At 59.7% G+C, this 25,870-nt stretch carries 25 protein-coding genes; 5 read left to right on the top strand and 20 right to left on the bottom strand.

Going from position 1 to position 25,870, the window contains the following annotated elements:
* Both KSX58_RS08710 and KSX58_RS08705 read right to left on the bottom strand, forming a co-directional pair.
* The coding region (locus tag KSX58_RS08710; protein WP_217752056.1) for a helix-turn-helix domain-containing protein at positions 1-178 on the bottom strand (178 nt) is incomplete at its 3' end.
* Positions 165-758, bottom strand: coding sequence for an IS607 family transposase (locus tag KSX58_RS08705; RefSeq protein ID WP_217736157.1), 594 nt, complete (start codon positions 756-758; stop codon positions 165-167). The genes KSX58_RS08705 and KSX58_RS08710, both read right to left, overlap by 14 nt.
* Here KSX58_RS08705 and KSX58_RS08700 point away from each other — a divergent pair.
* Positions 720-1,955 (top strand): DUF975 family protein, encoded by a 1,236-nt coding sequence (locus tag KSX58_RS08700; protein ID WP_217736158.1) that lies wholly within the window; start codon positions 720-722, stop codon positions 1,953-1,955. The genes KSX58_RS08705 and KSX58_RS08700 overlap by 39 nt on opposite strands.
* Positions 1,956-2,070: 115 nt before the next feature.
* Here KSX58_RS08700 and KSX58_RS08695 read toward each other — a convergent pair whose 3' ends face one another.
* The 14 genes from KSX58_RS08695 to KSX58_RS08630 form a co-directional block, all read right to left on the bottom strand.
* The gene (locus KSX58_RS08695) at positions 2,071-2,859 is read right to left on the bottom strand and encodes a putative ABC transporter permease (RefSeq protein WP_033499811.1); all 789 of its coding nucleotides are present in this window, start codon (positions 2,857-2,859) and stop codon (positions 2,071-2,073) included.
* Complete coding sequence (locus KSX58_RS08690) at positions 2,859-3,365, bottom strand: HD domain-containing protein (protein ID WP_038445395.1); 507 nt, start codon at positions 3,363-3,365, stop codon at positions 2,859-2,861. The genes KSX58_RS08695 and KSX58_RS08690 overlap by 1 nt, the downstream gene beginning before the upstream one ends.
* A gap of 30 nt (positions 3,366-3,395) precedes the next feature.
* Complete coding sequence (argH, locus tag KSX58_RS08685; protein WP_035010903.1) at positions 3,396-4,883, bottom strand: argininosuccinate lyase; 1,488 nt, start codon at positions 4,881-4,883, stop codon at positions 3,396-3,398.
* A gap of 117 nt (positions 4,884-5,000) precedes the next feature.
* Positions 5,001-6,257 carry an argininosuccinate synthase gene (locus tag KSX58_RS08680; RefSeq protein ID WP_011743278.1) on the bottom strand — a complete coding sequence of 419 codons (1,257 nt, stop codon included), beginning with the start codon at positions 6,255-6,257 and terminating at the stop codon, positions 5,001-5,003.
* 77 nt (positions 6,258-6,334) lie between these two features.
* Positions 6,335-6,853: an arginine repressor gene (locus KSX58_RS08675; RefSeq protein ID WP_003810288.1), complete on the bottom strand. Its 519-nt coding sequence runs from the start codon at positions 6,851-6,853 to the stop codon at positions 6,335-6,337.
* A complete protein-coding gene (gene argF / locus KSX58_RS08670) occupies positions 6,853-7,821 on the bottom strand; it encodes an ornithine carbamoyltransferase (RefSeq protein WP_011743279.1) in 969 nt (322 codons plus the stop codon). The genes KSX58_RS08675 and argF overlap by 1 nt, the downstream gene beginning before the upstream one ends.
* A gap of 42 nt (positions 7,822-7,863) precedes the next feature.
* Positions 7,864-9,159: an acetylornithine transaminase gene (locus KSX58_RS08665; protein WP_217736159.1), complete on the bottom strand. Its 1,296-nt coding sequence runs from the start codon at positions 9,157-9,159 to the stop codon at positions 7,864-7,866.
* A complete protein-coding gene (gene argB, locus KSX58_RS08660) occupies positions 9,149-10,105 on the bottom strand; it encodes an acetylglutamate kinase (RefSeq protein ID WP_003810291.1) in 957 nt (318 codons plus the stop codon). The genes KSX58_RS08665 and argB overlap by 11 nt, the downstream gene beginning before the upstream one ends.
* A gap of 10 nt (positions 10,106-10,115) precedes the next feature.
* Complete coding sequence (gene argJ / locus KSX58_RS08655; RefSeq protein ID WP_085346376.1) at positions 10,116-11,288, bottom strand: bifunctional glutamate N-acetyltransferase/amino-acid acetyltransferase ArgJ; 1,173 nt, start codon at positions 11,286-11,288, stop codon at positions 10,116-10,118.
* Positions 11,285-12,379, bottom strand: a complete 1,095-nt coding sequence (argC, locus tag KSX58_RS08650) for an N-acetyl-gamma-glutamyl-phosphate reductase (protein ID WP_117837020.1) — start codon at positions 12,377-12,379, stop codon at positions 11,285-11,287. Before argC ends, argJ begins: the two co-directional genes overlap by 4 nt.
* 143 nt (positions 12,380-12,522) lie before the next feature.
* Positions 12,523-13,248, bottom strand: a complete 726-nt coding sequence (locus tag KSX58_RS08645; protein WP_117837021.1) for a DUF4190 domain-containing protein — start codon at positions 13,246-13,248, stop codon at positions 12,523-12,525.
* A gap of 44 nt (positions 13,249-13,292) precedes the next feature.
* Entirely contained in the window at positions 13,293-15,902 is a 2,610-nt protein-coding gene (pheT, locus tag KSX58_RS08640; RefSeq protein WP_217736160.1) for a phenylalanine--tRNA ligase subunit beta, read from the bottom strand.
* A 7-nt stretch (positions 15,903-15,909) separates the two neighbouring features.
* Positions 15,910-16,977, bottom strand: a complete 1,068-nt coding sequence (gene pheS, locus KSX58_RS08635; RefSeq protein ID WP_003810298.1) for a phenylalanine--tRNA ligase subunit alpha — start codon at positions 16,975-16,977, stop codon at positions 15,910-15,912.
* A gap of 66 nt (positions 16,978-17,043) precedes the next feature.
* Complete coding sequence (locus KSX58_RS08630) at positions 17,044-17,916, bottom strand: RNA methyltransferase (protein ID WP_217736161.1); 873 nt, start codon at positions 17,914-17,916, stop codon at positions 17,044-17,046.
* Between the two features lie 210 nt (positions 17,917-18,126).
* On the opposite strand from KSX58_RS08630, the gene KSX58_RS10505 reads away from it, so the two are divergent.
* The 4 genes from KSX58_RS10505 to KSX58_RS08615 all read left to right on the top strand — a co-directional run bounded on the left by KSX58_RS10505 (position 18,127) and on the right by KSX58_RS08615 (position 20,307).
* A complete protein-coding gene (locus KSX58_RS10505) occupies positions 18,127-18,585 on the top strand; it encodes a hypothetical protein (protein WP_003810303.1) in 459 nt (152 codons plus the stop codon).
* Entirely contained in the window at positions 18,582-18,857 is a 276-nt protein-coding gene (locus KSX58_RS10500) for a hypothetical protein (RefSeq protein ID WP_237976478.1), read from the top strand. The genes KSX58_RS10505 and KSX58_RS10500 overlap by 4 nt, the downstream gene beginning before the upstream one ends.
* A gap of 37 nt (positions 18,858-18,894) precedes the next feature.
* Positions 18,895-19,647, top strand: a complete 753-nt coding sequence (locus KSX58_RS08620; RefSeq protein ID WP_003810307.1) for an ABC transporter ATP-binding protein — start codon at positions 18,895-18,897, stop codon at positions 19,645-19,647.
* A gap of 117 nt (positions 19,648-19,764) precedes the next feature.
* Positions 19,765-20,307, top strand: a complete 543-nt coding sequence (locus KSX58_RS08615) for a TIGR00730 family Rossman fold protein (RefSeq protein ID WP_021913356.1) — start codon at positions 19,765-19,767, stop codon at positions 20,305-20,307.
* A 29-nt stretch (positions 20,308-20,336) separates the two neighbouring features.
* On the opposite strand, the gene KSX58_RS08610 is transcribed toward KSX58_RS08615, so the two are convergent.
* The 4 genes from KSX58_RS08610 to KSX58_RS08595 form a co-directional block, all read right to left on the bottom strand.
* Positions 20,337-21,266, bottom strand: a complete 930-nt coding sequence (locus tag KSX58_RS08610) for an AEC family transporter (protein WP_003810311.1) — start codon at positions 21,264-21,266, stop codon at positions 20,337-20,339.
* Positions 21,267-21,683: 417 nt separating this feature from the next.
* Entirely contained in the window at positions 21,684-23,120 is a 1,437-nt protein-coding gene (gene glnA / locus KSX58_RS08605) for a type I glutamate--ammonia ligase (RefSeq protein WP_003810315.1), read from the bottom strand.
* A 262-nt stretch (positions 23,121-23,382) separates the two neighbouring features.
* Entirely contained in the window at positions 23,383-24,171 is a 789-nt protein-coding gene (locus KSX58_RS08600) for a DUF4191 domain-containing protein (RefSeq protein WP_217736162.1), read from the bottom strand.
* A gap of 95 nt (positions 24,172-24,266) precedes the next feature.
* Positions 24,267-25,748 carry an FAD-dependent oxidoreductase gene (locus tag KSX58_RS08595; RefSeq protein ID WP_217736163.1) on the bottom strand — a complete coding sequence of 494 codons (1,482 nt, stop codon included), beginning with the start codon at positions 25,746-25,748 and terminating at the stop codon, positions 24,267-24,269.
* Positions 25,749-25,870 lie beyond the last annotated feature (122 nt).

The raw sequence follows: 25,870 nt of genomic DNA, 5'->3' as shown, positions 1-25,870 counted from the left end.
ACCAGCGGCGCATCGCGTACAACGTCCAGTCCGGTTTCTCACCCAAGGAGATTTGGCGCTGGACGTGCGCGAGCATCAGATTGTACGCGAAACGCGCACCACCCGCATGGGACTCCAACAGCCGTGTCTGCCGTGGGGTTGGGTCGAGCCGAATTCTAACGGCCTCATACGCGCTCATCGCGCATCGCCTCCAACGCCTTCTCCGCACGGTGCTTGGCTGCGCGGCGTCCGTACAGTCTCGCGCAGAACGAGGTCAGCACCTCGGTCATGTCGCGCACCAGATCGTCATCCAGCTCCGTGTCATCCACCACGATGATTCGGCGTCCCTGCGCCTTCAACGCGCTCTCCACCAAGCCCGCGTTCATACGGGCGAGCCGGTCGCGATGCTCCACGATTATCGTGCCGACGGTCGGTTCGGACAATAGCCGGTTGAGCTTGCGTCGCTTGTCGTTCATGCCGGAACCCGTCTCCGTGACCACCTCGGGCTTCTCGACGCCCATGCTAAGAGCGAACGCCTTCAACCGGTCGGCCTGACGTTGCAAATCGTCCTTCTGTCCGCCGCTGGATACTCGCGCGTAGCAGACGGTGCGAGTGTCCGCGGGATTCGGCTGCGATGCGGTCTCGTATTTCGGGTCGTGGATGAGCCACATGCCGGTCGGCGTCTGCTCCACAGGAACGGGCATGGTGCCCTGACGGCACCATTTCCACACGGTCTGCGGATGCAATCCTTCCAGTCTGGCCCATTCCTTTACCAACATGAGACTTATTATAACATAGGATTACTTAAAAAAACAAAACAGTTCGGTAGTAGGCAACACCCCTACATCGTCGCCGAAAATCCGAATATCGGGGCACGGGAGGCCATCAGCCTGTCCAGGCGCATGATGAAGGGTCACAAGTGGGAGTGTTTCGTGGCCGACCTGTCGTTCCTTGGCTGGTGGCTGCTCAATCTGTTCACGCTCGGCTTGAGCGGCATCTTCTATTCCAACGGCTATAACGCGGCGTTTTTCGTCGAATATTACGTGCATGTGCGCGGATTGTCCAAGGATTCGGGATTGGAGGGAAGCGAGCTGCTCAGCGACGAATACCTGTACAGCAAGGCCTCCGCTGAGACATTGCATGCCGCTTATGGTGATGTTGCCGAAACGGTGGAGCAGTTGTCCAGCAATCTTGTTCCGGTGGACAAGCCGAACGGTTTCGTCGGGTTCCTGTCCGAATGGTTGGGCGTGCGTATCCTGCATGCGCGGTCGGTGACCAAGTATGAGGAGTATCGCGAGCAACTGCATCAGATCGATACCGGCAGGGAGATTCTGAACGGCGCTATCTATCCTGGTCGTCTGGCTCCGGCGCCGATGGCGTTCCGGTTCCGCGAATCCCGCACCGTCAGCTCCGATCGCAGCTATTCGTTGGTCAATCTGGTCATGATGTTCTTCATCTTCTGTTTCGTGGGATGGGTATGGGAGGTGAGCCTCGCCTTCATTTCCGAAGGAACGTTCGTGAATCGTGGCACGCTGCATGGGCCATGGCTGCCGATCTATGGCACCGGCGGAGTGATTATCCTTATTCTGCTGAAGAAGTTGAGGAAGAAGCCCTTGTTCGAGTTCCTGGCCGCCATGGTCTTGTGTGGCGGGTTGGAGTACTTCTCGTCCTGGTATCTGGAGAAGACCCACGGAGGACAACGCTGGTGGGATTACACCGGTTATTTTCTCAATCTCAATGGTCGTATCTGTGCCGAGGGTCTGCTGACGTTTGGTTTGGGCGGTTTGGCGATCGTGTATCTGCTGGCTCCTGCATTGGACAACTTGCTGAGTCGTATCGATACAAGAAAGCTCACCGTTGTGGCCGTCGTGCTTCTGGCGTTCTACTGTGTGGACCAGGCGTATTCGGCGCAGCATCCGAACATTGGTGCCGGCATCACCGATTACAAGGGGTCGGCCACATCGCAAGTGTCGTAGCTCCTATCCGATGTGATGCATAAAGGGATTTGCCCCGTCAGCGTGCGCAACGCAGGTTGGCGGGGCAAATCGTTTTTTGGACACACGCTATACGACACGTGTGGCCGGTGGAAACTTACTTTCGGCGCAGCATCTCACGCACGGTTTCCATGATCTTGCTGTATTTGGTGGAGTCCGTGGAACGCATGCGTGGGAAGGAGCGGATCATACGACGTTGCTGCCAATTCAACGCGGAAGAGACAAGCTGACGCATATTGGCGACACGTTCCTGCGACGATTCCGACAAATCATGCATCTTTTCCCGGAACTCCTCTTTGCCCCACTGCCAGGAGTCTCCGGCCTTCTCCGCACGATCCTGCACCGCTTCGCTGAATTTGGCGAGACGCTCGGACAGACCGACAATGCCCACCACGGTGACGATGGTGTCGATGATAACGACGATGGCGGCGACCGCGCATATCACGTGCACGGCAAGCAGCGGAATCATGGCGGTGAGCCGTTCGACCTGCGGCTGGACCACATCGATGATCAATACTCCGCCGAATCCGAATACGATTGCGCCGAGCAGACAGATGCGGCCTTGGATGTTGAATCGGTAATGGCTGTAATCCCACCATCTGGCGTGGAACAGCTTTTCCATGCCCCAAGAGGTGATGTATTCGAGTATGCTCGCGCCGAATGAGGAGATAAGGAAAATCTCGATGGGATTCGTGAAGTCATGCAACAGCACGATCGCAAGCACCGCGCCGCATCCGTAAATTGGGCACAACGGCCCGTTAAGGAAACCACGGTTGACCCATCGACGTTCCGAAACGGACACGAGAACCGACTCGTACACCCATCCGATGAAAGCGTATAACAGGAACCAAAGGAACAAATATTCGAGTGTGAGCGCCACAGCCATCAGCTCCTGTCCGTCGGTTGTTCGGATGCGGGTTTGTCGAAACGATCGAAAGAGAGCGTTTCCTTCGTGGCGCTGATTTTGTCGGCCGCGGTGACAAGGTATCCTTCGATGTACTTCGGCGGATAGGGAGTCAATGGGAACATGTGATGTTCGATGCTGTCCCGTTCGATCTGGTTGAGTTTGAAATCCCGTATGGCGTTGCGCATGGCCGTTTCACCATGTGTGAATCCGTGTAGCCGATGGGTGCCGTTGTCCCAGTCATGCCAATCGTAAAGGAAGTAATCATGGAGCAAAGCGGCGCGAATCAACGAACGTAGATCAACCCTATTCCACAGGTGCAGTCTGTCTGCCAGCCAGACGGACAGACAAGCCACACGAATGGAATGGGCGAATGTGGTGACCACGCCATGCTGGTAGCAGACCCTTTCGATGGCCATGTGGTCATGTTCCAGAATCTCCCGGCCGTGCGCGTAGACCAGCCGTCGTATCTGCGTGCGCGTCAACAGCACCGCTTTTTGCTCCTTGCTTAATAGGGATTACTTGAGCAGGGATTCGGGCGACTTGTATGCGGAACCGTCGGACACGGAGTTGGCGAAGGCGCGTAGCTGCTCGATGGTGGTCTTGGCGGAAACGATCTGTTCGCGCACGCGCAGCGGGGAGGTGCCTCCCTTGCCGTTGCGGGCGGAGACGGAGCCTTCGGTGGACAGCACTTCACGCACCTGCGGGGCCTTGTCCGCCGGCAGGAAGTCCTTGAACACGTTGATGAAGTCCTCGTCGGTCAAATCCCACAGCTCCTGGCCGCGGTCTTCGGCAATCTTGACGCATGCGCCGGAAAGCTCATGCGCGTGACGGAACGGCACACCGTTCTTGACGAGCCATTCGGCGATGTCGGTGGCGAGGGCGAAACCGGTCGGGGCTTCGGCTTCGAGGCGTTCCTTGTCGAAGACCATGGTGGCGACCATGCCGGTGAATGCCGGCAGCAGCACTTCAAGCGTGTCCACTTGGTCGAATACGGCTTCCTTGTCTTCCTGCAGGTCGCGCGCGTAGGCTGTCGGCAGGCCTTTCAAGGTGGCGAGCAGGCCAGTCAGGTCGCCGATGAGTCGTCCGGACTTGCCGCGAGTGAGTTCGGCGATGTCCGGATTCTTCTTCTGCGGCATGATGGACGAGCCGGTGGAGTAGGCGTCATCAAGACGCACGAACGCGAATTCCTGGGTGTTCCAGATGATGATCTCTTCGGACAGGCGGCTCAGATCGACACCGGTCATGGCGGCGATGAAGGCGAATTCGGCGACCAGATCACGGCTGGCGGTGCCGTCGATGGAGTTGGCGGTCACCTTGGAGAAGCCCAGCTCACGGGCCACAGCCACCGGTTCGAGGCCAAGGGTGTTGCCGGCGAGGGCACCGGAGCCGTACGGGCTGGCGTCGATGCGCTTATCCCAATCGGCGAGACGTTCCACGTCACGCAGCAGCGGCCACACGTGGGCCATGAGCTGGTGGGCAAGCAGAACTGGCTGGGCGTGCTGCATATGCGTACGTCCCGGCATGACGGTGCGACCGGCTTTTTCGGACTGCTCAATCAGTGTTGCGGCGAGACCGAGCAGCATTTTGGCGATGATGCGGCTGTGGCGGCGCAGCCACATGCGGATGAGCGCGGCGATCTGATCGTTGCGGGAACGGCCGGCGCGGAGCTTGCCGCCGAGTTCGTCACCTGCGATTTGAAGCAGGCCGCGTTCGAGTGCAGTGGCCTCGTCCTCGTCATCCTCGATCGGAGCGAATGCTCCGGAATCCACGCGGCGCTGCAGCTCGTCAAGGGCGTCTTCCATGCGCTGCAGCTCATCGGCGGTCAGCAGTCCGGCGCGGCCCAGTGCACGGGCATGGGCGCGCGAACCGGCGATATCGTCATCGGCGAGTCGCCAGTCGAATTGGGTGGACTTGCTCAGCCGTGCGAGTTCCGGCGACGGACCAGACTTGAAACGGCCGCCCCACAGGGCAAGATGCTCACCATTAGTAGTGCTCTCGGTCATTGTTTTTCCAAATCTCCTTGCAGATATGACTGAGGGAGAGCTTACCAGTCAGGATGGTCCCGACGGTACGCTCTCCCCCATTATCAAGACGATTCACAACGTGAATCCGGATGATGCTTACTCGACGCTGTTCTCCGGGACCTCGATGCCGTTGCCGAACTTGACGTCGCGGGCTGCGGCCACGCGGCTCGGCAGACCATAGATGTCGATGAAGCCGTTGGAGGACTTCTGGTCGAAGCTGTCGCCGGAATCGTAGGTGGCCAGGTTGTAGTCGTACAGCGAACTGTCGGAGCGACGGCCGGTCACGACGGCGCGGCCACCGTGCAGAACCATGCGAATCTCGCCGGAGACGTACTTCTGGGTGTCTTCGATGAAGGCGTTCAGGGACTGGGTTGCCGGGGAGAACCACTGCGCGTCGTAGACCAGTTCGGCCCAGCGCTTGTCGATGTCGCGCTTGATGCGGTGCTGCTCGCGTTCGAGGCAGCAGTTCTCGAGTTCCTGGTGGGCGGTGATCAGCGCCACTGCGCCCGGAGCCTCGTACAGCTCGCGGGACTTGATGCCTACCAGACGATCCTCAATCAAATCGATACGGCCGATGCCCTGCGCGCCTGCACGACGGTTCATCTCTTCGATGGCCTGCAGCGGAGTGACGTCATGACCGTCGATCTTGACCGGGACGCCCTGCTTGAATTCGATGACGACCTCATCCTCGACCGGTGGGAACGCCGGATCGTCGGTGTAGGAGTAGCAGTCCTTGGTCGGACCGTTCCACGGATCCTCGAGGAAACCGGTCTCGATGGCGCGGCCCCACACGTTCTGGTCGATGGAGAACGGGCTCTTCTCGGTCTGCACGATCGGCAGCTTGTGTTCCTTGGCGAAGGCGATCTCGACGTCGCGGGTCAGAGACAGGTCGCGAATCGGGCTGATGGCCTTCAGCGTCGGGTCGATGGAGGCGATGGAGACCTCGAAACGAACCTGATCGTTGCCCTTGCCGGTGCAGCCGTGGGAAATGGTGTCAGCGCCGAACTGGTGGGCGGCACGGACGAGATGCTTGGAAATCAGCGGACGGGAGATGGCGGAGACCAGCGGGTACACGCCTTCGTACATGGCGTTGGCCTTCAGGGCCTTCATGCAGTATTCGTTGGCGAATTCATCACGGGCATCGACCACGTAGGCTTCGACCGCACCGCATGCCAGCGCGCGCTGCTTGATGGTTTCGAGGCTTTCGCCGCCCTGGCCGACGTCGAGGGACACGGCCACAACATCCTTGCCGGTGCGTTCCTTCAGATACGAAATGGCGACGGAGGTGTCAAGACCACCGGAGTACGCCAGGACGAGACGATTCTGATCGCTCATGGTTTCCCTTTCTAACATCCAACGTTATTCATCAGTATATGCACAGCTCTGTATATTTATGCATATTTGGTGCGTCGTGTCCACTATATGGCTATTCACGCTTTGGAAGCGACATCAAGCAGCCATTGCGCACGCCGTTTGGCGACATCATCCTCGGAGCAGATAACCATGACCGTGTCATCTCCGGCGATGGTGCCAAGCACGCCTTCGATGGGCTGCTTATCGATGACGCTGGCCACATATTGCGCGGCGCCGGATGGCGTGTGCACGACCACGAGATTACGTGCCGCGGCCACGGATGTGACCAGTCCGGACAGTACCCGGCTAATCTGCTGCTCGGTTTTGGCGTCCGGGTTAGAAGCCGGATGTTCATCAATGTTCTGTTTGCCGACGGCGTAGGCCACGGTTCCGTCGGCAAGACGGGTCTTCGTGGCGTGAATCTCATCGAGATCACGGCTCAGCGTGGCCTGCGTCACCTCGATGCCCTGGTCGGCGAGAATCTGCGACAGTTGCGATTGCGAGGTGACGATGCGCGTCAGCAGCGCCTGCTCAATGGCGCTCAGTCGAGCGGTTCGTGTGGCAGGACGCTGCAACGCGGGAGTGTGGTCAGTCATCAGACCAGCAGGCTTTCATCGCCACGGGCCTTGCCGGCCAACCAGGTCAGCAACGCCTTCTGGGCGTGCAGACGGTTGCCTGCCTCATCCCAAACCACGGACTGAGGACCATCGATAACCTCGGCGGTGACCTCCTTGCCGCGATATGCAGGCAGGCAGTGCTGGAAGATGGCGTCGTCCTTGGCCTTGGCCATGAGTTCGGCGTTCACCTGGTAATCCCAGAACGGCTTGGAACGGACAGCGTATTCCGCTTCCTCGCCCATGGAGACCCACGTGTCGGTGAAGACGCAATCGGCTCCGGCAACAGCCTCATTCGGATCAGTAGTGACGAGGATGGAGCCGCCGGTCTCAGAGGCAATCGCTTCGGCATCGGCAACGATCTGCGGATCCGGCAGGTATCCGTACGGTCCTGCCACACGCACGTTCATGCCCGCCACAGCGCCGCCGAGCAGGTAGGAGTTGGACATGTTGTTGGCCGCGTCGCCAAGATAGGCGATGGTCTGGTTCTTGAGGTTGTCTACACCGCCGCGATGTTCCGCGATGGTCTGGAAGTCAGCAAGAATCTGGCACGGATGGAATTCGTCGGTCAGTGCGTTCACCACCGGATGGGTGGAGTACTTGGCCATTTCCGCAACACGGTCCTGACCAAAGGTGCGCCACACCACGCCGTAGGCCATACGGTCAAGCACGCGAGCCGTGTCGGCCACCGGTTCGCCACGGCCCAGCTGGGAGCCGGACTTGTCAATGACCAGCGGATAGCCACCGAGTTCGGCCACGCCAATGGAGAAGCTGGAGCGGGTACGGGTACTGGGCTTGTCGAAAATCACGGCGATGCCCTGCGGGCCAGCGAACGGCTGGTGATAGAAACGGTTCTTGTGGAACTTGATGGCCAGTTCCAGCACCTGCTTCTGTTCTTCGTGGTTCAGATCGTCATCGCGCAGCATATGGCGCAGTTCAGGGGTTGCCATTGGTATAGAGGCTCCTTTCAAATTCTTCGGGTTCGTCCGAGATCAGTCGTTAGGCAGGTCGGACGGAATCTTGGCGAGGATGGACACCGCTTGATCGACGTCCTGAGCAGTGATGACCAGCGGCGGGGCGAGACGCAACGCATTCGGAGCCACCGCATTGACGATGAGACCGTGTTCCAAAGCCCAGTTCATGGCCGCATGCGAGCAGGGGTGGGCAAGTTCGATGGCGTCGAGCAGGCCACGGCCACGCACGGAGACGAATAGCGGATTACCGCAGGAGGCGATACCGTCGCGCAGCTGCTTGCCGCGTTCTTCGGCGTTGTCCACGAGGTTGTCCTCTTCGATGACTCCCAGCGTTGCCAATGCCGCCGAAGCGCCCAATGGATTGCCTGCGAAAGTGGAGCCGTGGGAACCCGGGGTGAACAGCGCGGACAGTTCGGCGCCGAAGGAAATCATGCCGCCCATCGGGAAACCACCGCCAACGCCCTTGGCGAAAGTGACGATGTCCGGGGTCACACCGCCGGAAAGATCCTCACGCTGGAAGGCGAACCATGCTCCGGTGCGTCCGATGCCGGTCTGCACTTCGTCGATGATGAGGAGTGCCTTATGTTCGTCGCATAGTTTGCGGGCGGCCTTCACATAGTCCACTCCGAGCGGCATCACACCGGCCTCGCCCTGGATAAGCTCCATGATGACGGCCGCGACCGGCCCTTTGCCGTACTTGCCTTGGCCGGTTTCGGCGAAAGCGTCGTGCAAGGCTTCGACGTTGCCGGCCTCCACAAATTCGATGTTCGGTACCAGCGGCTCGAATTTCTCACGGATGGCGGGCTTCCACGTTGCGGACAGCGCGCCCATGGTACGGCCGTGGAAACCGTGGGTCATGGAGATGATGCGTGCCGGTTTGCCGCCGATCTCAGGCGACGCGCCCGGCAGGGTGCGCCCGTAGAGCTTGGCGAGCTTCAGCGCCGCCTCGTTACCTTCCGCGCCGGAATTGCCGAAGTAGACGCGGGAACCTTCCGGAGCGCCCGCGAGCTTGACGAGTTTGGCGGCGAGCTTGATCTGCGGTTCGGTGGCGAAGTAGTTGCTCACATGCGCGGCCTTGGCGGCCTGCTCGCTGACGGCCTTCACCCACTTCGGATGGGCGTATCCGAGTGCGTTGACGGCGATGCCTGCAAGGAAATCGAGATATTCATTGCCGTCGACATCCCAGATGTGGGCGCCCTCACCGTGGTCCATCACGCGCAGGGGCGTGCCAAACACGTTCATATGCACCTGGGAGTACTCTCCCAGCCACTTGGCATCTTCAGTGCCGAGTGTTTCCAGTTGTTCAGTTGCCATAGGAACTCCTCATTTCAATACCGTCCTCGGGCACGACCATGGTGCCGATGCCGTCGGTGGTGAAGATCTCGTTCAGGATGGAATGCGGTTTGCGACCGTCGATGATATGGGCCCGCGGAACACCCCCGTCGATGGCGCGCACGCAGGCTTCCATCTTCGGACGCATGCCGCTTTCCAGGTCGGGGAGCATATCGCGCAGATTCTCCACGCCGATGCGGCCAATCAGGGAGTCGCGGTCCGGCCAATCGGCATACAGACCATCGACGTCGGTCAACACGACCAGCTTGCTGGCTCCAAGGGCCGCGGCAAGGGCGGCCGCGGCGGAGTCGGCGTTCACGTTGAGCACTTCGGTGGCATCGTCTTCATTCGGCGCCACGGAGGAGACCACCGGAATACGTCCGGCGTTGATTAGATCCTCCACGGCGGACGCGTCGACGCTTACCACGTCGCCGACCAAGCCGATATCGGTGGGTTTGCCGTCAATGACCGGTTTGCGCTGCATGGCCGAGAACAGGGCGCCGTCCTCGCCGGACAGTCCGACCGCGAATGGACCGTGCGCGTTGATCAGGCCAACGAGTTCACGGGACACCTTGCCGGTCAGCACCATGCGGACCACATCCATGGCTTCCGGAGTGGTGACACGCAATCCGCCCTTGAATTCGGACTTGATACCCAGGGCCTTAAGCATTTGGGAGATCTGCGGACCGCCACCGTGCACCACGACCGGGTGCAGTCCCACCTGACGCAGGAACACCATGTCTTCGGCGAAGCAGGCTTTCAGATGATCGTCGATCATCGCATTGCCGCCATATTTGATGACGATGCGTTGTCCGGCGAATTCCTCCAGCCACGGCAGCGCTTCGATAAGCACTTCCGCCTTCTGGTCGGCGCGCAGGTCGGTGTGCACGTCGAAGTGGAATCCAGGTCCTTTGAGTTCTTTGGCCATTCCTATTCGATCAGCTTTCGTAGTCAGCGTTGATGTGTACGTATTCGTGGGTCAGATCGTCGGTCCAGACGGTCGCTTCCGCTTCTCCGGCGTTCAGGTCGATGTCGATGTGCACCTCGCGTGGGGTCATGTCCACTTCGGAGCGGTCGCGTCCAGCTCCGCCGTTTTCGCAGATGCGTACGCCGTTGACGTCCACCGTGACCTTTTCGGAATCGTATGGTGCGACGTCGGACGGCACGGTGCCAAGGGAGCTGACGATACGGCCCCAGTTCGGATCGTTGCCGGAGATGGCGCATTTGAGCAGATTGGACGCTGCAACCGCGCGGCCGCATGCCAGAGCGGCTTCTTCGGTGGTCGCGCCGGTAACTTTGACACGGATGTCATGGCTTGCGCCTTCGCCGTCGCCGATGATCTGGCGGGCGAGCGAGGCGGTGGCCTTGGCCACGAGCTCGTTGAACTCGTCCGGTTCCGGTTCGATGCCGGACGCGCCGGAAGCCAGCAGCAGCACGGTGTCGTTGGTGGACATGCAGCCGTCCACGTCGATGCGGTTGAACGACATTTCGACTCCGGCGTTCAAGGCGGCTTGAAGCTGTCCGGCGGTCACGACGGCATCGGTGGTGATGACGCACAGCATGGTGGCCAGCTGCGGGGCGATCATGCCGGAACCCTTGACCATGCCACCGATACGGAAGCCGTTGGAACCTTCCAGCTCGACGGTTTTCGGCTTGGTGTCGGTGGTCATGATGGCGTGCGACGCATCGGCTCCGGCTTCGGCGGTATCGGCAAGGGTTTCAAATGCCTTGTCCGCGCCGGACAGCACGTTGTCGAGCGGCAGCAATTCGCCGATGAGACCAGTGGAACATACGGCCACGTCTTCGGCTTTGGCGCCGATGAGGCTGGCGACCTTTTCAGCGGTGGCCTTGGACTGCTCGTATCCTGGCTTGCCGGTGCATGCGTTGGCGCCGCCGGAGTTCAGAATCACGGCCTTCACATGGCCGTCGGATACGATGTTCCTCGACCACTGCACAGGAGCCGCGCAGAAACGGTTCGAGGTGAACACGCCGGCAGCGGCGTCAAGCGGTCCATTGTTGACCACGAGAGCCAGATCCTTCTTGCCTTCGACCGCGGAAATGCCAGCTGCCACGCCAGCTGCGGAAAAACCTTGTGCGAACGTTACGCTCACGGTGCCACTCCAATCTTCGTCAATCCTGCATCCTCAGGAAGCCCCAATGCCACATTCAGCGATTGCACGGCCTGTCCGGCGGTTCCTCGGTTGAGGTTGTCGATGGCCGCGAATGCCAGCAGGCGGCCGGCATGATGGTCGACGACCACTTGAATGTGGGCCGCGTTAGAACCGATGATGTTGGCGGTGGCCGGCATTACGCCTTCAGGCAGCACCACCATGAAATCCTGGCCTTCGTATGCGTCCAGCCAGACCTGGCGGATCTCGGCATCCGTCATGCCAAGCGCTTTGTCGGTGAGTTTGGCGGAAACGGTGACGAGAATGCCACGCGCCATCGGCGCGAGAATCGGCGTGAAGGCGAGGGTGTAATCGTCCGCCTCCGCAGCACTCTTGCCGGCCGCGTGCGCGAAGTTCTGCAGGATCTCCGGAATGTGGCGGTGCGTACCGCCTACCGAATACGGCAGTGCGGAGCCGAACGCCTCAGCCGCAAGCAGATTGGTGCGCTTGAGGTTCTTGCCGGCGCCGGAATAACCGACCACCAAATCAGCCACGATGTCTTTCGGTTCGACAAGACCCTGCGCAATGCCCGGTTGCAAAGCCAGCGTGGTCGCAGTGACGTTGCAGCCCGGTCCCGCAATGCGCTTGGTGCCGGGAAGCGCTTCACGCTGACGACTGTAGGAGCCGTCTGTCTCGATGCCGGTGATGAGTTCCGGCATGCCGTAGGTCCAATGCTGGTAGAAGTCACCGCCGTAGAACGCGTCCCATGCGCTCTTCTCCTCAAGGCGGTGATCGGCACCCAGATCCACCACCACTGCGTTCGGATCAAGCTGGGAAGCCAATGCTCCGGAAGCGCCGTGCGGCAATGCCAGGATGATTACGTCATGGCCGTTGAGCACTTCCGGCGTGGTGTCCTCGACCACGAGGTCCGCCAACTGCGGAATGTGCGGCATATGCTTGCCAAGCTTGTCCCCCACCGAAGAATGTCCGGCGACGCAGGTCACTTCGAAATTCGGGTGTGCCGCGAGTATGCGCAACGCCTCACCACCCGCGTATCCAGTCGCGCCAGCCACGGCTACCGTGTATTTGGCCATGTCACGTCTCTTTTCCTTGACTCGTTGAAACACATTCAGCATACACTTTATGCACTACATTGCATAATTATGCAGTTCAATCGTGTCGGATAGTGATCACCGCCCATAACGGGACCGTTCAGACGAACATAAAAAGATTGGTTTCAGGCGGAAATCGAGCTGGAATCACCACTTTGGCCACTGCCACCGAACATGTACTGCATCATCTGGTTATACAAATCGGCTGTGGAAATGCCGTGAACCGTCATCCAAATCACCGCAATAGTGTACAGCACGTTGATAATCAGCGCTGCCACGCCAAGCGCGTAGCCTTTCATATGCAGTTTTTTGGTACGCCACATGGCGATGGCGCCCATCACCGCAGGGATGACCGGTACCGGCAGGAATAGTGCGAACACGAACGAGATGATCGCATAGCTATCCCAATGGCCGTACAGGGGGTTCTGGCTGGGATCATTCGGGTTGATGGGATATATGCCGGGCTGTTGGTATGGATTCGGCCCATACTGGCTTGGCCCGTATTGATTTGGTCCATACTGATAGCCATTGGGCTGGCCTGATTGCTGCCATCCCGATGCATCATATGGATTCGCCGGATACCCGTTCTGCATATACGGATTCGTCTGCGGCCGCTGCGCTGTTTGTTGTGCATCGTCCTCCGACTTGGGCTGTTCGGGAGCCCCATACATGTATGGATTGTAGTTCGCCGGATACTGGTTGGACATCGCGCCATATTCAGGCTGGTTGTACTGTCCGAATTCCGGCTGTGCCGACTGGTCCGACGACGAAGACGACGAAACCGGAGCAGCCCCGGCCACCTCCTGCCCTTCGTCGGGGTTGATCGGCTGGTTCTGCTCCGGTTCGTTCATGTCGTCCTCTTTATCTTTTTGGTTACTTCGATGGACTTGACGTGTCAGGCACGCAGTTGCGCGCCCAGCTTCTCGGCCGCACCCACGATGCGCTTGCGAATGGCTTCGCTGTCCTCGGAGGTCAGCGTCTTGTCCTCAGCGCGGAACGTGACGGCGTATGCGAGGGACTTCAATCCCTCACCCAGCTGATCACCGGTGTACACGTCGAACAGGTCGATGCTCTCCAAGCTGTTGCCGGCGGCTTCGACGATGGTCTTCTCGAGTTCGGCGGCGGTGACGTCCGTCGACACGGTGAAGGCCAGATCCTGCTTGACCGGCGGGAAGGTGGAAATCGGCTTGGCCTGCACCGGCTTGCCGCTCAAGGTGGCGAACAGCGCGGTCAGGTTCAGTTCAAACGCGGCGGAATGGGCCGGGAAGCCCAACGCCTCGTTGACATGCGGGTGAAGCTCGCCGACCATGCCGACGAACGTGTCACCTGCCATCACACGTGCCGCACGGCCCGGATGCCACTGCGCGGGTACGTCCTCAGCCTTCGGCTGGTCCAACGTGAGCTTTGCGCCAATGCGGTCGGAAATACGCTGCACGGCTTCAACTGCGTCGGACCAGTCCACGGCACGGCGATCGCCCATCCAGCCGGAGTCGACGGCGTTGCCGGTCAGAATGCCGGCGACGTGCATCGGCTGGTCCGGCAGACCTGCGTCAAGCGCGGCCAACTGCTCGCCGGTCGGCTTGACGGCACCCGGCAACGCCGGAATCGCCGGAGCGTTCGGATCCCACAGGTAGACGTGTCCGATTTCGTACAGCGACACGTTTTCCACGCCACGGCGCAGGTTACGCTGCACGGTCTGCGCGAGGGTCGGGATGATGTCGCGACGCAGGAACGGACGATCGCCGGCCAGTGGGTTGGCAATTTCGACGCTGACCTTCTTGGTGGCGTCGGCGTCAAGTGCGAAGTTCTTGTAATCTTCGTCGCCCACGAACGGATAGCTCAGGGTCTCCACCATGCCGTATTCGGCGAGTTCGTCGGCCACCTGGCGCTTGCGCAGCTGCTCGGCGGTCAGTCCGACCTTGCCTTCGACCGGTGCCGGCGGCACGGTGACCGGAATCTCATCGTAGCCGACCAGACGGGCCACTTCCTCCACCAGATCGCACGGTTCGTTGAGGTCCGGACGCCAGCTCGGCGGAGTCACGGAGAACTCACCGTTGCCACCGCCGGCCACAGTGCAGCCGATATCGGTGAGAATGTCGCTGATGGTGTTCACGTCAGTGTCCAGTCCCGCCACGCGGGCCACTTCGGACGCCTTGAACAGAATCGGACGACGATTGCAGACAGTGTTGTAATCAGTCGGGTGCTCGCTCGGCTCGCCGTTGCCATACTTGACCAGAAGCTCGGCGGCCATCTGGGCGGCAGCCGGCTGCAGCTGATCATCCACGCCACGCTCGAAACGACGGGACGCTTCGGACGGAATCTTGTGACGACGTGCAGAACGCGCGATCGATACCTGGTCGAAATGAGCGGATTCCAGCAGGATGTTCTTAGTTTCAGCAGTGACCTCGCCATACAGGCCGCCCATCACGCCGGCGATGCCAAGCACACGAGAGCCACGCTCGCCGTTCGGCGAGTCGGTGATCAGCAGGTCCTCGACGCTCAGGTCATGATCCTTGCCGTCCAATGTGGTGAGCTTCTCACCTTCGTTGGCGCGGCGCACGACGATCGGTCCTTCAATCTTGTCCAGATCGTAGGCATGCATCGGCTGGCCAAGATCAAGCATCACGTAATTGGTGACGTCCACCGCCAAAGAGATGGAGCGCATGCCTGCGCGGATTAGGCGGCGGCGCATCCAGTTCGGCGTGTGGCTCGCCGGGTCGAAACCACGCACGGCGCGCGCGCAGTAGCGATCGCAGCCGACCACACCGTGAATCGGATTCTTGTCGTCGACGATCACTTCGATGTCGCTCTTGGCACCTTCCGGCAGACCCTGAGTGACGGGCGCCTTCTTGCCAAGGGCGGTTGCCGGATCAGTGTAGACGGCGCCAGTGGAATGGTGGTATTCGCGGGCCACGCCACGGTAGGAGAACGCGTAGCCGCGATCCGGAGTGATGTTGATTTCCAGCAGCGGCTGGTCCAGGTGCAGCAGATGCATGGCGTCATCGCCCGGCTGGAGCTTTTCGTATTCCTCCGGGGTGAAGCCGTACTTGCGTAGCAGGATGATGCCGTCGTGGTTATCACCCAGACCAAGCTCGCGCTCGGAGGCGCACATGCCGTTGGAGATGTGGCCGTAGGTCTTGCGCGGTTCAATCTTGAAATCGCCTGGCAGCACGGCGCCCGGCAGGGTCACGACAACCTTCTCGCCGGCTGCCATGTTCGGAGCTCCGCAGATGATGCCGCGTGGCACCTTGTTGCCGTTTTCATCGGTCTCGTTGTATTCGTCGCCGACGTCCACGTGGCACCAGTTGATGATCTTGCCGTTCTTCTGCGGTTCCGGAGTGGCGTCGACCACATAGCCGACGACAATCGGGCCGGTGACCTGGGAGGTGTGGATCTCTTCCTCTTCGAGGCCGACCTTCACCAGATCCTTGGCAAGCTGTTCGTACGTAAGGCCTTCCGGAACCTCGACATGGTCCTTGAGCCAATCAATGTCAACCATTGGCATGGGTCAATCACTCCCCCATCACAAACTGTTCGCTGAATCGCACGTCGCCTTCCACCAGGTCGTGCATGTCGTTGATGTCGTGGCGCAGCAGCAGGGTACGTTCCACGCCGACGCCGAAGGCGAAGCCGGTGTAGACCTCAGGATCGAGGCCCGCAGACTTCAGCACGTTCGGGTTGACCATGCCGCAGCCGCCCCATTCAAGCCAACCGGCGCCGCCCTTCTTATCGGGGAACCACAGGTCGAGCTCGGCGCTCGGCTCGGTGAACGGGAAGTAGCTCGGACGCAGACGGGTTTTGGCTTCCGGGCCGAACATGGCCACGGCAAGCTTGTCGAGCACGCCCTTCAAATCGGCCATGGTCAGATGCTTGTCCACGGCGAGGGCCTCCACCTGATGGAACACCGGGGTGTGGGTGGCGTCAAGTTCGTCGGTACGGAACACACGGCCCGGGCAGGCGATGTACAACGGCACGCCACGGGTGATGAGTCCACGGACCTGATCGGACGAGGTCTGGGTGCGCAGCACCATGTTGGAGCCGACGAAGCCCGCGGCGTCCTTGGCCTGATTGCCCTTGACGTAGAAGGTGTCCTGCATCTGGCGGGCCGGATGGTCCGGACCGAAGTTCAGCGCGTCGAAGTCATACCATTCGGTTTCCACTTCCGGACCGTCGGAAATCTGCCAGCCCATGGAGATAAAGAAGTCCTCGACATCCTCCATCAGCTTCGGCAGCGGATGGCGGGCGCCAAGCGGCTTGCGGTTGACCGGCAAGGTCATATCCACGGTTTCGGCAGCAAGCTCGCGGGCCTCTTCTTCGGCCTTGACTTGCTTTTCCTTGGTGCCGAACGCACGACCGAAGTCGGCGCGAAGCTTGCCCATGAGCTTACCGGCGTCTTTCTTCTGGTCCTTCGGCAACGCGCCGATGGCCTTGCTGGCCTGCGTCATCGCGGATTCCGCTCCGGCGTACTGCGTCTTGATGGCTTTCAATTCCTCCATTGTGGAGGCGTTTTCGATTTTCGCGATGCCCTCGGCAACCGCATCGGTTACCGCTTGGGCGTCGAATACCGCACCCTCTGCCACGAGATACCTTTCTTATCAACCGTTTGTTTTACGCATAAAACGCGCAATTCCAACGTTTTTACGACTTCACATTCTTTCAACATGACTCGACATAGCCAAGCTCAGCAGCATCACCGCCGCACTGGTGCCGAGATTGAGCGATTCCGCCTTGCCGTAGATGGGAATCGACACGATTCTGTCGACGCGTTCCAACACATCCTGGGTCAGCCCGCGCGCCTCGTTGCCGAACAGCACCGTCTTGGCTTGCGCAAGTGATTGCGGTACGGCAAGCACGTCCGTAAGCGGTTCCGGCGGCCGTGCATCGGTACCATACACGTCGGCGGCGTACACGGCGAGTCCACGTTCCGCACACCAATCGAAATACTCGTCCGTGCCCATGGAGACGACCGGCAGATGGAACAGCGAGCCGGCAGTGGAACGAATCACCTTCGGGTTGAAGATGTCCACGCAGTCGTCCACCAGCACCACGCCCGCGCAACCGGCCGCATCCGCGGAACGAATCACGGTGCCGGCGTTGCCCGGATCGCGCACCTGCCAGAACGCGGCGACCATCGTGCGTTCGTCGAAATCGCCATCAATGACGGCGGAATCGAGGAAAGCGCGCATGTCGGCGACGGCGAGCACTCCCTGCGCGTCGGAGCTCATGTGCTGCATGACGGTATGCGTCACCTTATGCACGTAAGCACCGGTCTGCATGGCCTTGCCGGCCATCTGCGCCACGGTAGGCGTGATGAAAGCCGCGTCCGGCTCGGCAGAGACGACCTCCACATACAGATCCTCGACGATGTCGGGATGCCAGGAGAGCAGTTCACGTACCGACTGCGGTCCTTCCACCATGAACCTGCCGGACCGCTTGCGGCCTTTCCTGTCGGCAAGTTCGGAGACCCTGCGGACGCGTTCGGCCCTTGGGTTTGCAATGACTTCGGATTTCATAGGCATACGCGTTAGCCTAACACCTTCGAAGCGGTTGGCGACGCGGCCATGTCATGTTTCGAGGCGTCCAGAAAACATCCAGCCACATCCCAGCGCGAACAAAGCGTCTTTCTGTTGTATGCCAGATACAACTTTTACCATCAGCATAAACGCCGATCGCGAGCGGCGCGGAACCATCAATCGCTCATATCTATCGAAACACATAAGGAAACAGCCATGTTCGTCGTCAAAAACGCATGGAAAAGCGTCACCCGCAACAAGGGACGCAATATGCTCATCATCGTCATCGTGACCATCATCGCCGCTGCCGCCACAATCGGCCTATCCATCCGGCAGGCGGCCGCCACCGCAAGAAGCAGCGGATTAGATAACACCACCGCCACCGCGCAGATCAGCCTTGATCGCGGCAAACTCATTTCCGAATCGCGCGAGCAGTCCAAGTCGGATTCCGATTCGTCCGATGCTTCCGCCAAACCTGACTTCGACGCCATGCGTTCCGCTTTGGCCGACAAGCAGTTTTCGCTTGCCGACTATCAGAAGTACGCGAAGGCTTCATCCGCGGTGAAATCCACTATTATATGGAGACCACGGGGTTGGCGGCGACCGACGATTTCCAGCCGGTCACCGATTCGTCCGGTTCGGATTCCTCCAGCTCGTCCGGCTCGTCCAATATGAAGGATTCGTCTGATACCGCCGGTACGGATAACGGCACCCGTCAGGATGAACAGTCCGGTGGCCCCGACGGACAAATGGGCGACGTCGCGGGCAGCAAAGACGGCGCGGGCATGGTCAGCGGCGATTTCTCCCTAATCGGCTTCTCCAGCGACGAGGCCGTCGCCAACGCCTCCAATGGCAGCTTCACGATGGTGAAGGGCAAGGTGTTCGGCTATGACGCGAGCAGTGATGGCGATGCCATCATCCCCAAATCGCTCGCCGACCGTTCCTGACAATCCAATCGCACGTTTTTCCTGGAAAGGACCTCCCATGACAACGAATTCCGCGAATACCGCCAATACGGCAATCGCAAAAGAAGCCGTCGAGACCAACGGCGCACAATCGCAGCAGACCGACCCGCCTACGCTGCAGCTGGATAACGTCAGTTATGCCTACACCAAAGGCGGCAAACGCGTGCTGAAAAACATCAGCCACGATTTCCAAGCCGGCAAAGTGCATGCCATCACCGGACCGTCCGGAGCAGGCAAAACCACGCTGCTATCACTGATCTCGGGACTGGCGAATCCCACGGAAGGGATGGTGCTGGTCGACGGCACCGACCTGTCGGAACGAGACCGATACCGTTTTCGCAGCCATGATATCGGCGTGATCTTCCAAAGCTTCAACCTGCTGCCGAACCTTACGGTGGCGGAGAACATCATCCTGTCGATGGACGCGTCCGGCAAATCGTTCGACAAGCCGAAGAAAGCAATCGTCGAAGAATTGCTCAAACAGGTGCATCTGCCGAAGGAATACGCGAACGAGCGGATTCTGCACCTGTCCGGCGGCGAACAGCAGCGTGTGGCGATCGCCCGCGCGTTAAGCTATGGTCCTTCCATCATCGTCGCGGACGAGCCGACCGGCAATCTCGATCCGGCCACGCAGGACGACATCATGGGCATCTTCCGTATGTTGGCGCATGACGAGCACCGTTGCGTCATCATTGTGACGCACAGTCCGGAAGTGGCCAAGACGTCCGACGAAGTGTTCGAATTGGCCCCCATCAAACGACGGAAACGTTGACGTTTTCAGCCAATCCGTATTTTGCGCTCCCCCGTTGTTCGTCATGTGGTCCGGTAGACTGATGACGAACAACGGGGCGCGAAACGCTCCGGCACATGGATGCAGGAAGAATGCAATATGAACATCACCGTATATCTCGGCGCGCATGAAGGCAACGATCCGTCGTACAGAAAGGCCGTCGAGGAATTGGGCGCGTGGATCGCAGGCAACGGCAACCGTCTGGTATATGGCGGCTCCGATGAAGGATTGATGGCCGTGATAGCGGATGCCGTGCTGTCACATGGCGGTGAGGTGACCGGCATCGAAGCGCAGATGTTCGCCGACCAAGGCGTGGCGCATCAGGGACTAACCGAACTGGTCATCGTGCCGGACATCACGGAACGCCGTACCCGCATGATCGAACTGGGCGACGTGTTCATCGCCTTCCCCGGCGGCACGGGCACATTGGAGGAAGTCAGCGAAGTGGTGTCGAAGATCTGCCTGAATCAGCTGTCCCAACCGTGCATCTTCTATAACCTCAACGGTTTCTACGATGATATGAAGGCGTTCCTGCAGCGGATGATCAACGTGGGCTTCTCCACGTCCGAACGTCAGCACGGCATCTATTTCGCGTCGAATCTGACCGAAATCGAACACATCATCGCCACACATCAGGCCTAACGGACGGCATGCACGCCCGCAAGTCTAAGTCAGGCGACCGGCAGAACGGCGTGCAGAATCGTCATAATCGTCAATCCGATGACCGCGGTAACGGTCAATGAGAAGCCGGCAAGCTTGGCATTGCCCGTCAGCGAGTCGGTGAATTTCGTAGAGAAAATCGTCACCGGGGCGAATGCGGCCAAGACCACGATTTCGCGGACACGTTCGTCCAACGGCAACAGGAACCATGCGGCCAATGCGATGAGGACGCTGAACAGGAAACGCCATGCGATGACCTTGCCCAGTTCCGAACGGTCCTTGTGATTGTCGGGAATCTCCATCATCAGGCCGATCATGGCCATTGCAGCGAACGCGTTGGCATTGGCGAACGGCGTGATAAGCGTGACGATCCAATGTGGGACGCTCCACCCGGCAAACATGAATACCAGCATAAGCATGTAGCAGTCAAACGAGATGGACGAGTAGAAATCGTGCGCGATGTTCTTGATCTTAAGGCTCAACGGCAGATTCTTGGCGGGGCTCCCCAAGTGCAGCAACGAACGGGTGATGGTCAGGGATGCAGCGGTGGCGATGATGGCGTTGCCGATATCAAGCATGATGACCGGCAGGCCGGCGCTTGGCCCCATGAAGGTCTGCACCACCGGCAGGCAAAACGCGCCGATGTTCAGTCCCGACGCGTTGAGCATCTGATAAGCACGGTAGCGTGGCTCGTCGCCGCGCGATCCGAAATACACGACGAACAACGGAATCAGGCAGGCAAATAAGCCGAATACGACAAGCCACAGCAGGTTCATCGGATGCTTGTTCGTGGCGAAGCTCATGATGATGGCGCATGGCAGAGTGAGGTTGAATACCAGTCCCTGAACCACTTTATAGGATTTGTCGGAGAAGATATGGATGCGTTTGAGCAGGTAGACGCTGATGATGACGAGTAGCAAAGATCCGGCTTGGAACAACATACGGCCGAGTATAGGAGCGTAAACGACGCATTGCGGGATCAGCAGACACAATGTGACCGTTGCCGAAGAAAAAACGACGCTACTTTGTCAGGGGTCATGTCCCTGACCATGCGCGAAAAAGCGTCATCCGTAAGGAAGAAAATGACAACGCCGGATCACCCGGGAAAGCAGTGCGTACGGCCATCAAGCACGACAACCTCATCGCCCGGTGCATTCGTCGACCGAGCGTATCCGGCGGCGCGACCTGGACGACTGGATCGCCGGCCTGTCCGAACGGCCGCGGTAAACGGAAAAGACACGACCCCCGCATGGCTCTTGCGAGTCGTGCGGGGGTCGTGTTTTCGGAATACAACTAGACCTGAGCTATACTGACAGGGTAAAAACCCAGTCGCTAGTAGGGCTCAGGGGTTATGCCCGTCAGATGTGGAAGTACAGCTCGTACTCCAGCGGGGTCGGGGCCAGACGAGCCTGGTCGATCTCGCCGCGCTTGATGCTGATCCAGGTGTCAATCAGGTCGTCGGTGAAGACGTCGCCTGCGGTGAGGAAGTCGTGATCTTCCTCAAGGGCGTCCATGGCCTCAGCCAGGGAGCTCGGAACCTGCTTGATGCCAGCGTGCTCTTCCGGCGGCAGCTCGTACAGGTCCTTGTCGACCGGTGCCGGAGGTTCGATGTGGTTCAGGATGCCGTCCAGGCCTGCCATCAGCTGTGCGGAGAAGGCGAGGAACGGGTTGCAGGACGGATCCGGAGCGCGGAACTCGATACGCTTCGCAGCCGGGGAGGTGCCGGCCAGCGGAATACGGATGGCGGCGGAGCGGTTACGAGCGGAGTACACCAAGTTGACCGGAGCCTCGAAGCCCGGGACCAGACGGTGGTAGGAGTTCAGAGACGGGTTGGTGAAGGCGAGCACAGAGGAAGAGTGCTTGATCAGGCCGCCGATGTACCAGCGGGCGAGGTCGGACAGACCGCCGTAGTTCTTCTCATCGTAGAACAGCGGCTTGCCGTCCTTCCACAGGGACTGGTGGCAGTGCATGCCGGTACCGTTGTCGCCTGCGATCGGCTTCGGCATGAAGGTGGCGGCCTTGCCAGCGAGGGCAGCGGTCTCGTGGACGACGTACTTGTACTTCATCAGGTCATCGCCTGCGTGCTGCAGGGAGTTGAAGCGGTAGTTGATCTCCTGCTGGCCAGCGCCTGCCACCTCGTGGTGGGAACGCTCGAGAATCAGGCCGACCTTCTGCAGGTTGGCGACCATGTCGTCGCGCAGATCCTGGGTGTGGTCAATCGGCGGAACCGGGAAGTAGCCCTTCTTGACGCGGTTCTTGAACGCGATGTTCGGAGTGCCATCGTCCTCGGTGTCGATACCGGAGTTCCACGGAGCCTCGATGGAGTCCACCTCGTAGAAGGAGCGCTGCATGCTGTTCTCGAAACGTACCTTGTCGAAGATGAAGAACTCGGCTTCCGGAGCGAAGGAAGCGGTATCGGCGATGCCGGTGGACTTCAGGTAAGCCTCGGCCTTGCCGGCAACCTGACGCGGGTCGCGGGAGTACGGCTCGTCGGTCAGCGGGTCGACGATGGAGAATGCCACGTCGAGGGTCTTGTGCTTGCGGAACGGATCGATGAATGCGGTGGAAACGTCCGGCACCAGCTTCATATCGGACTCGTTGATGGCCTGGAAGCCTTCCACGGAAGAACCATCGAACGGCATGCCGTCGGTGAAGGCGTCCTTCAGGAATTCGCTTGCCGGCACGGTGAAGTGCTGCTGAACACCGATCAGATCGGTGAAGCGAACGGAGACATACTCAATGCCTTCCTTGTTGATAAGGGCCTCAGCATCAGCCTTGGTTTCAAGTGCAGTCACGGGACCGCTCCTTTCGAATAAGTTACTTACAGGCTCTTAGTCTATGGTCGCGCGTTTCGCTCACTCGCCATTTGGGTTACGAGAATGTTTCGTAATGACATATTCGAGGTGTGATTTCGCGGAAAATCACGATTCGATTGTTACGAACAGCCACGTCCGCCCCTTCAGAAGCGTTCATTTAATGGACAGGCAGCATGAAAAAGGTCCCGATCGTATGAATACGATCGGAACCTTCCGTGACATCATGCGGGTGCTATGACCGTCAGCGGCCGCGCATGGCGCGACGGCTGACGCGCTGCGAATGCATCGGGTCGACGCCCTTCGGCACGCTCATGCCGTTCTTCAGCTGCAGAGTGCGCAGACGCTCGTTGAGCACCGTGAGCTCGGTCTTGGTGAGCACGAAACGAGTCCTCGGATGGATGGCGGCCATCAGCTTGTTCTTGTGATGGGTCGGCTGGTAGCTCTTGAACTTGAGCAGCGTCTTGCGCACGTCCTTGAGGCGGGTCTGGTTTGCGCCGGTGCCGACGTACATACGGTAGACCGGGATTTCGGAGCCGGCGGTCACGCCCTTGATGCGCTGCTCCTGACGATCCATGGCTCGCTTGACGCGATTGTAATCGCCTTCGCCCAGCAGATAGATGCCGTTGTAACCGGTACCGCGCCAGATGGCGTCCTTGGTCTTCGGGTCAATCCACACCGGTTCCTGGGGGAAGTTGAAGCCGGCCTTGCTGATGTTGCCGAGCACGCTTACTGCGGCACCGGGACGACCTTCGATCTTGGCGTAGCCGACCTTGTCGGCACGCTTGGTGAGCATCATGGTGGCGAACAGCACGCCCAGCATGACGGCAAGAATCATGAACAGGATCCAGCTGAACACATGCCACTTGAATATGACGCCCAGTACGACGAACACGACAATCGGTGCCACGAACACGCCACCGCACAGCCACGGAAGCGCCTTATCCTCAGCTTGGGTGTATTTGAAGATCTGGATGATCTGGCTGATGGTGCCTTGCTTCTTCTGCTTCTTTTTCTCTGCTTTATCTGCCATCGACTTCCTCGCTTGACGGTTCGGTTACACACACTGGGACGATAGTTTATCAGGAACCATGCCATTTATGGTGCGACTGCGCTATTCTACTCCGCCTATCTCGTATGCAGCGGGCGTCCGTCCGCTTTCAGCAACGCCTCACCGAGCGTCTCGCTGAACGTGGGATGCGGGTGGATGAGCCGTGCCGCATCGGCAAGCGGGACACGGTTGCCGACCAACTGTTCGGCTTCCGCTATCAAATCACTGGCGATTGGGCTGACGATGTGCACGCCCAACACCACCTGCATATCAGGATTGTTCGCAAACGCACCGCTGACGACGGTCATCGATCCGCCTTCCCCGCTCATCAGCATGCGCGCGTTGGACAGCATCGGGTATGCCGTCTCCTTCGGCTCGACCACGTCTTCGCGCGCTTTTGCCTGGTCGAGCGTCAATCCGACGCTTGCTGCTTCGGGGAAAGAGAACACCACCTGTGGCACGGTGTCGTCAAGCACGGGTTTTGGATCGGCTCCGGCGATTTTCTCAGCGATGGTGATGCCTTGTTCAAAGGCGCGGTGGGCCAGCGCATGACCTGGAGTGATGTCTCCCAGCGCCCACACGCCATCAAGGTTCGTCCGTCCGTATCCGTCGACGGTCACGTATCCTCGTTCGTCGAGCTTCAGGCCGCTGGAGCGGAACCAGTCGGCGTCGGTATTGGGCACACGTCCGATGGCGGCAAGCACCACTTCGCCGTAAGCGGTGCGGTCCTCATCGGAATCGCCCTGCCGATAGTGCACAGTGGCCCCTAGGTTCGCGCCAGTGTCGACACGGTCCACCGCGGTGCGTGCGATCACGTTCACTCCCCTGCGTTTCAGCTCACGTGTCAGCGTCATCGAAGCACGGCGTTCCCATGTGGACAGCACACGGTCCTTACGAATCAGCAGTGTCACTTCGCAACCGGCGGCATTCCACAGCGACGCGAATTCCAATGCCACCGCACCCGCACCGATAATCACCGCGCTGGAGGGCAAGGTATTCAGCTCCAACGCCTGGGTGGAATCGATCAGCGCGCCGGCGAACGGATTTCCAGGCAACGCAAGCGGACGCGATCCGGTTGCCAACACGACGTCGTCGGCATCGATCGCAAGTTCCGTTTCAACCGGTTCGAACACGCCGGCTTCCACGGACCGCGATACCTGCGTCTCCCCCTCAGCCGGCGTGACACGTACTGTATGCGCGTTCTGCAATGCCGCGCAACCGCGGAATACGGTGACGCCGCGATGCGCCAGCAGGCCCGTCAGCCCTTTCGTCATCGTTTCCACGGTGGAGACGCGGAAATCACGTAATCTGCCGAAATCGATGCTCTGCAGCGTGGTGTTGATGCCCATGCGTTCGGCGTTATGGATGGTTTCGACGCTATGCACGGCGGTCAACAATGCCTTCGATGGGATGCATCCGCGGTTGAGGCATGTGCCACCGAGCGTACCGTCACGTTCGATCAACGCCACCGATTTGCCGAGTTCCGCGGCACGCAGTGCCGTAGAGTAACCGCCGGGGCCGGCTCCGATGATAGCGATGTCGAAATGCTGTTGAACCATATTGAATCCCAATTCGTTCCTCATTGATTCGTTTGCACGCACGTGAAGTGAGCTTTTGTTCGATGCGAGCAATCGTTTTCCATGGTAATGGAAAAGCCGTCAGTTGTTCGCTGACGGCTTGA

Origin of the sequence: Bifidobacterium sp. MSK.17.10, assembly GCF_019129655.1 — a bacterium.
In the GTDB taxonomy this organism is placed as follows: Bacteria; Actinomycetota; Actinomycetes; order Actinomycetales; family Bifidobacteriaceae; genus Bifidobacterium; species Bifidobacterium adolescentis.
This window is presented reverse-complemented; position numbering and strand designations above follow the sequence as displayed.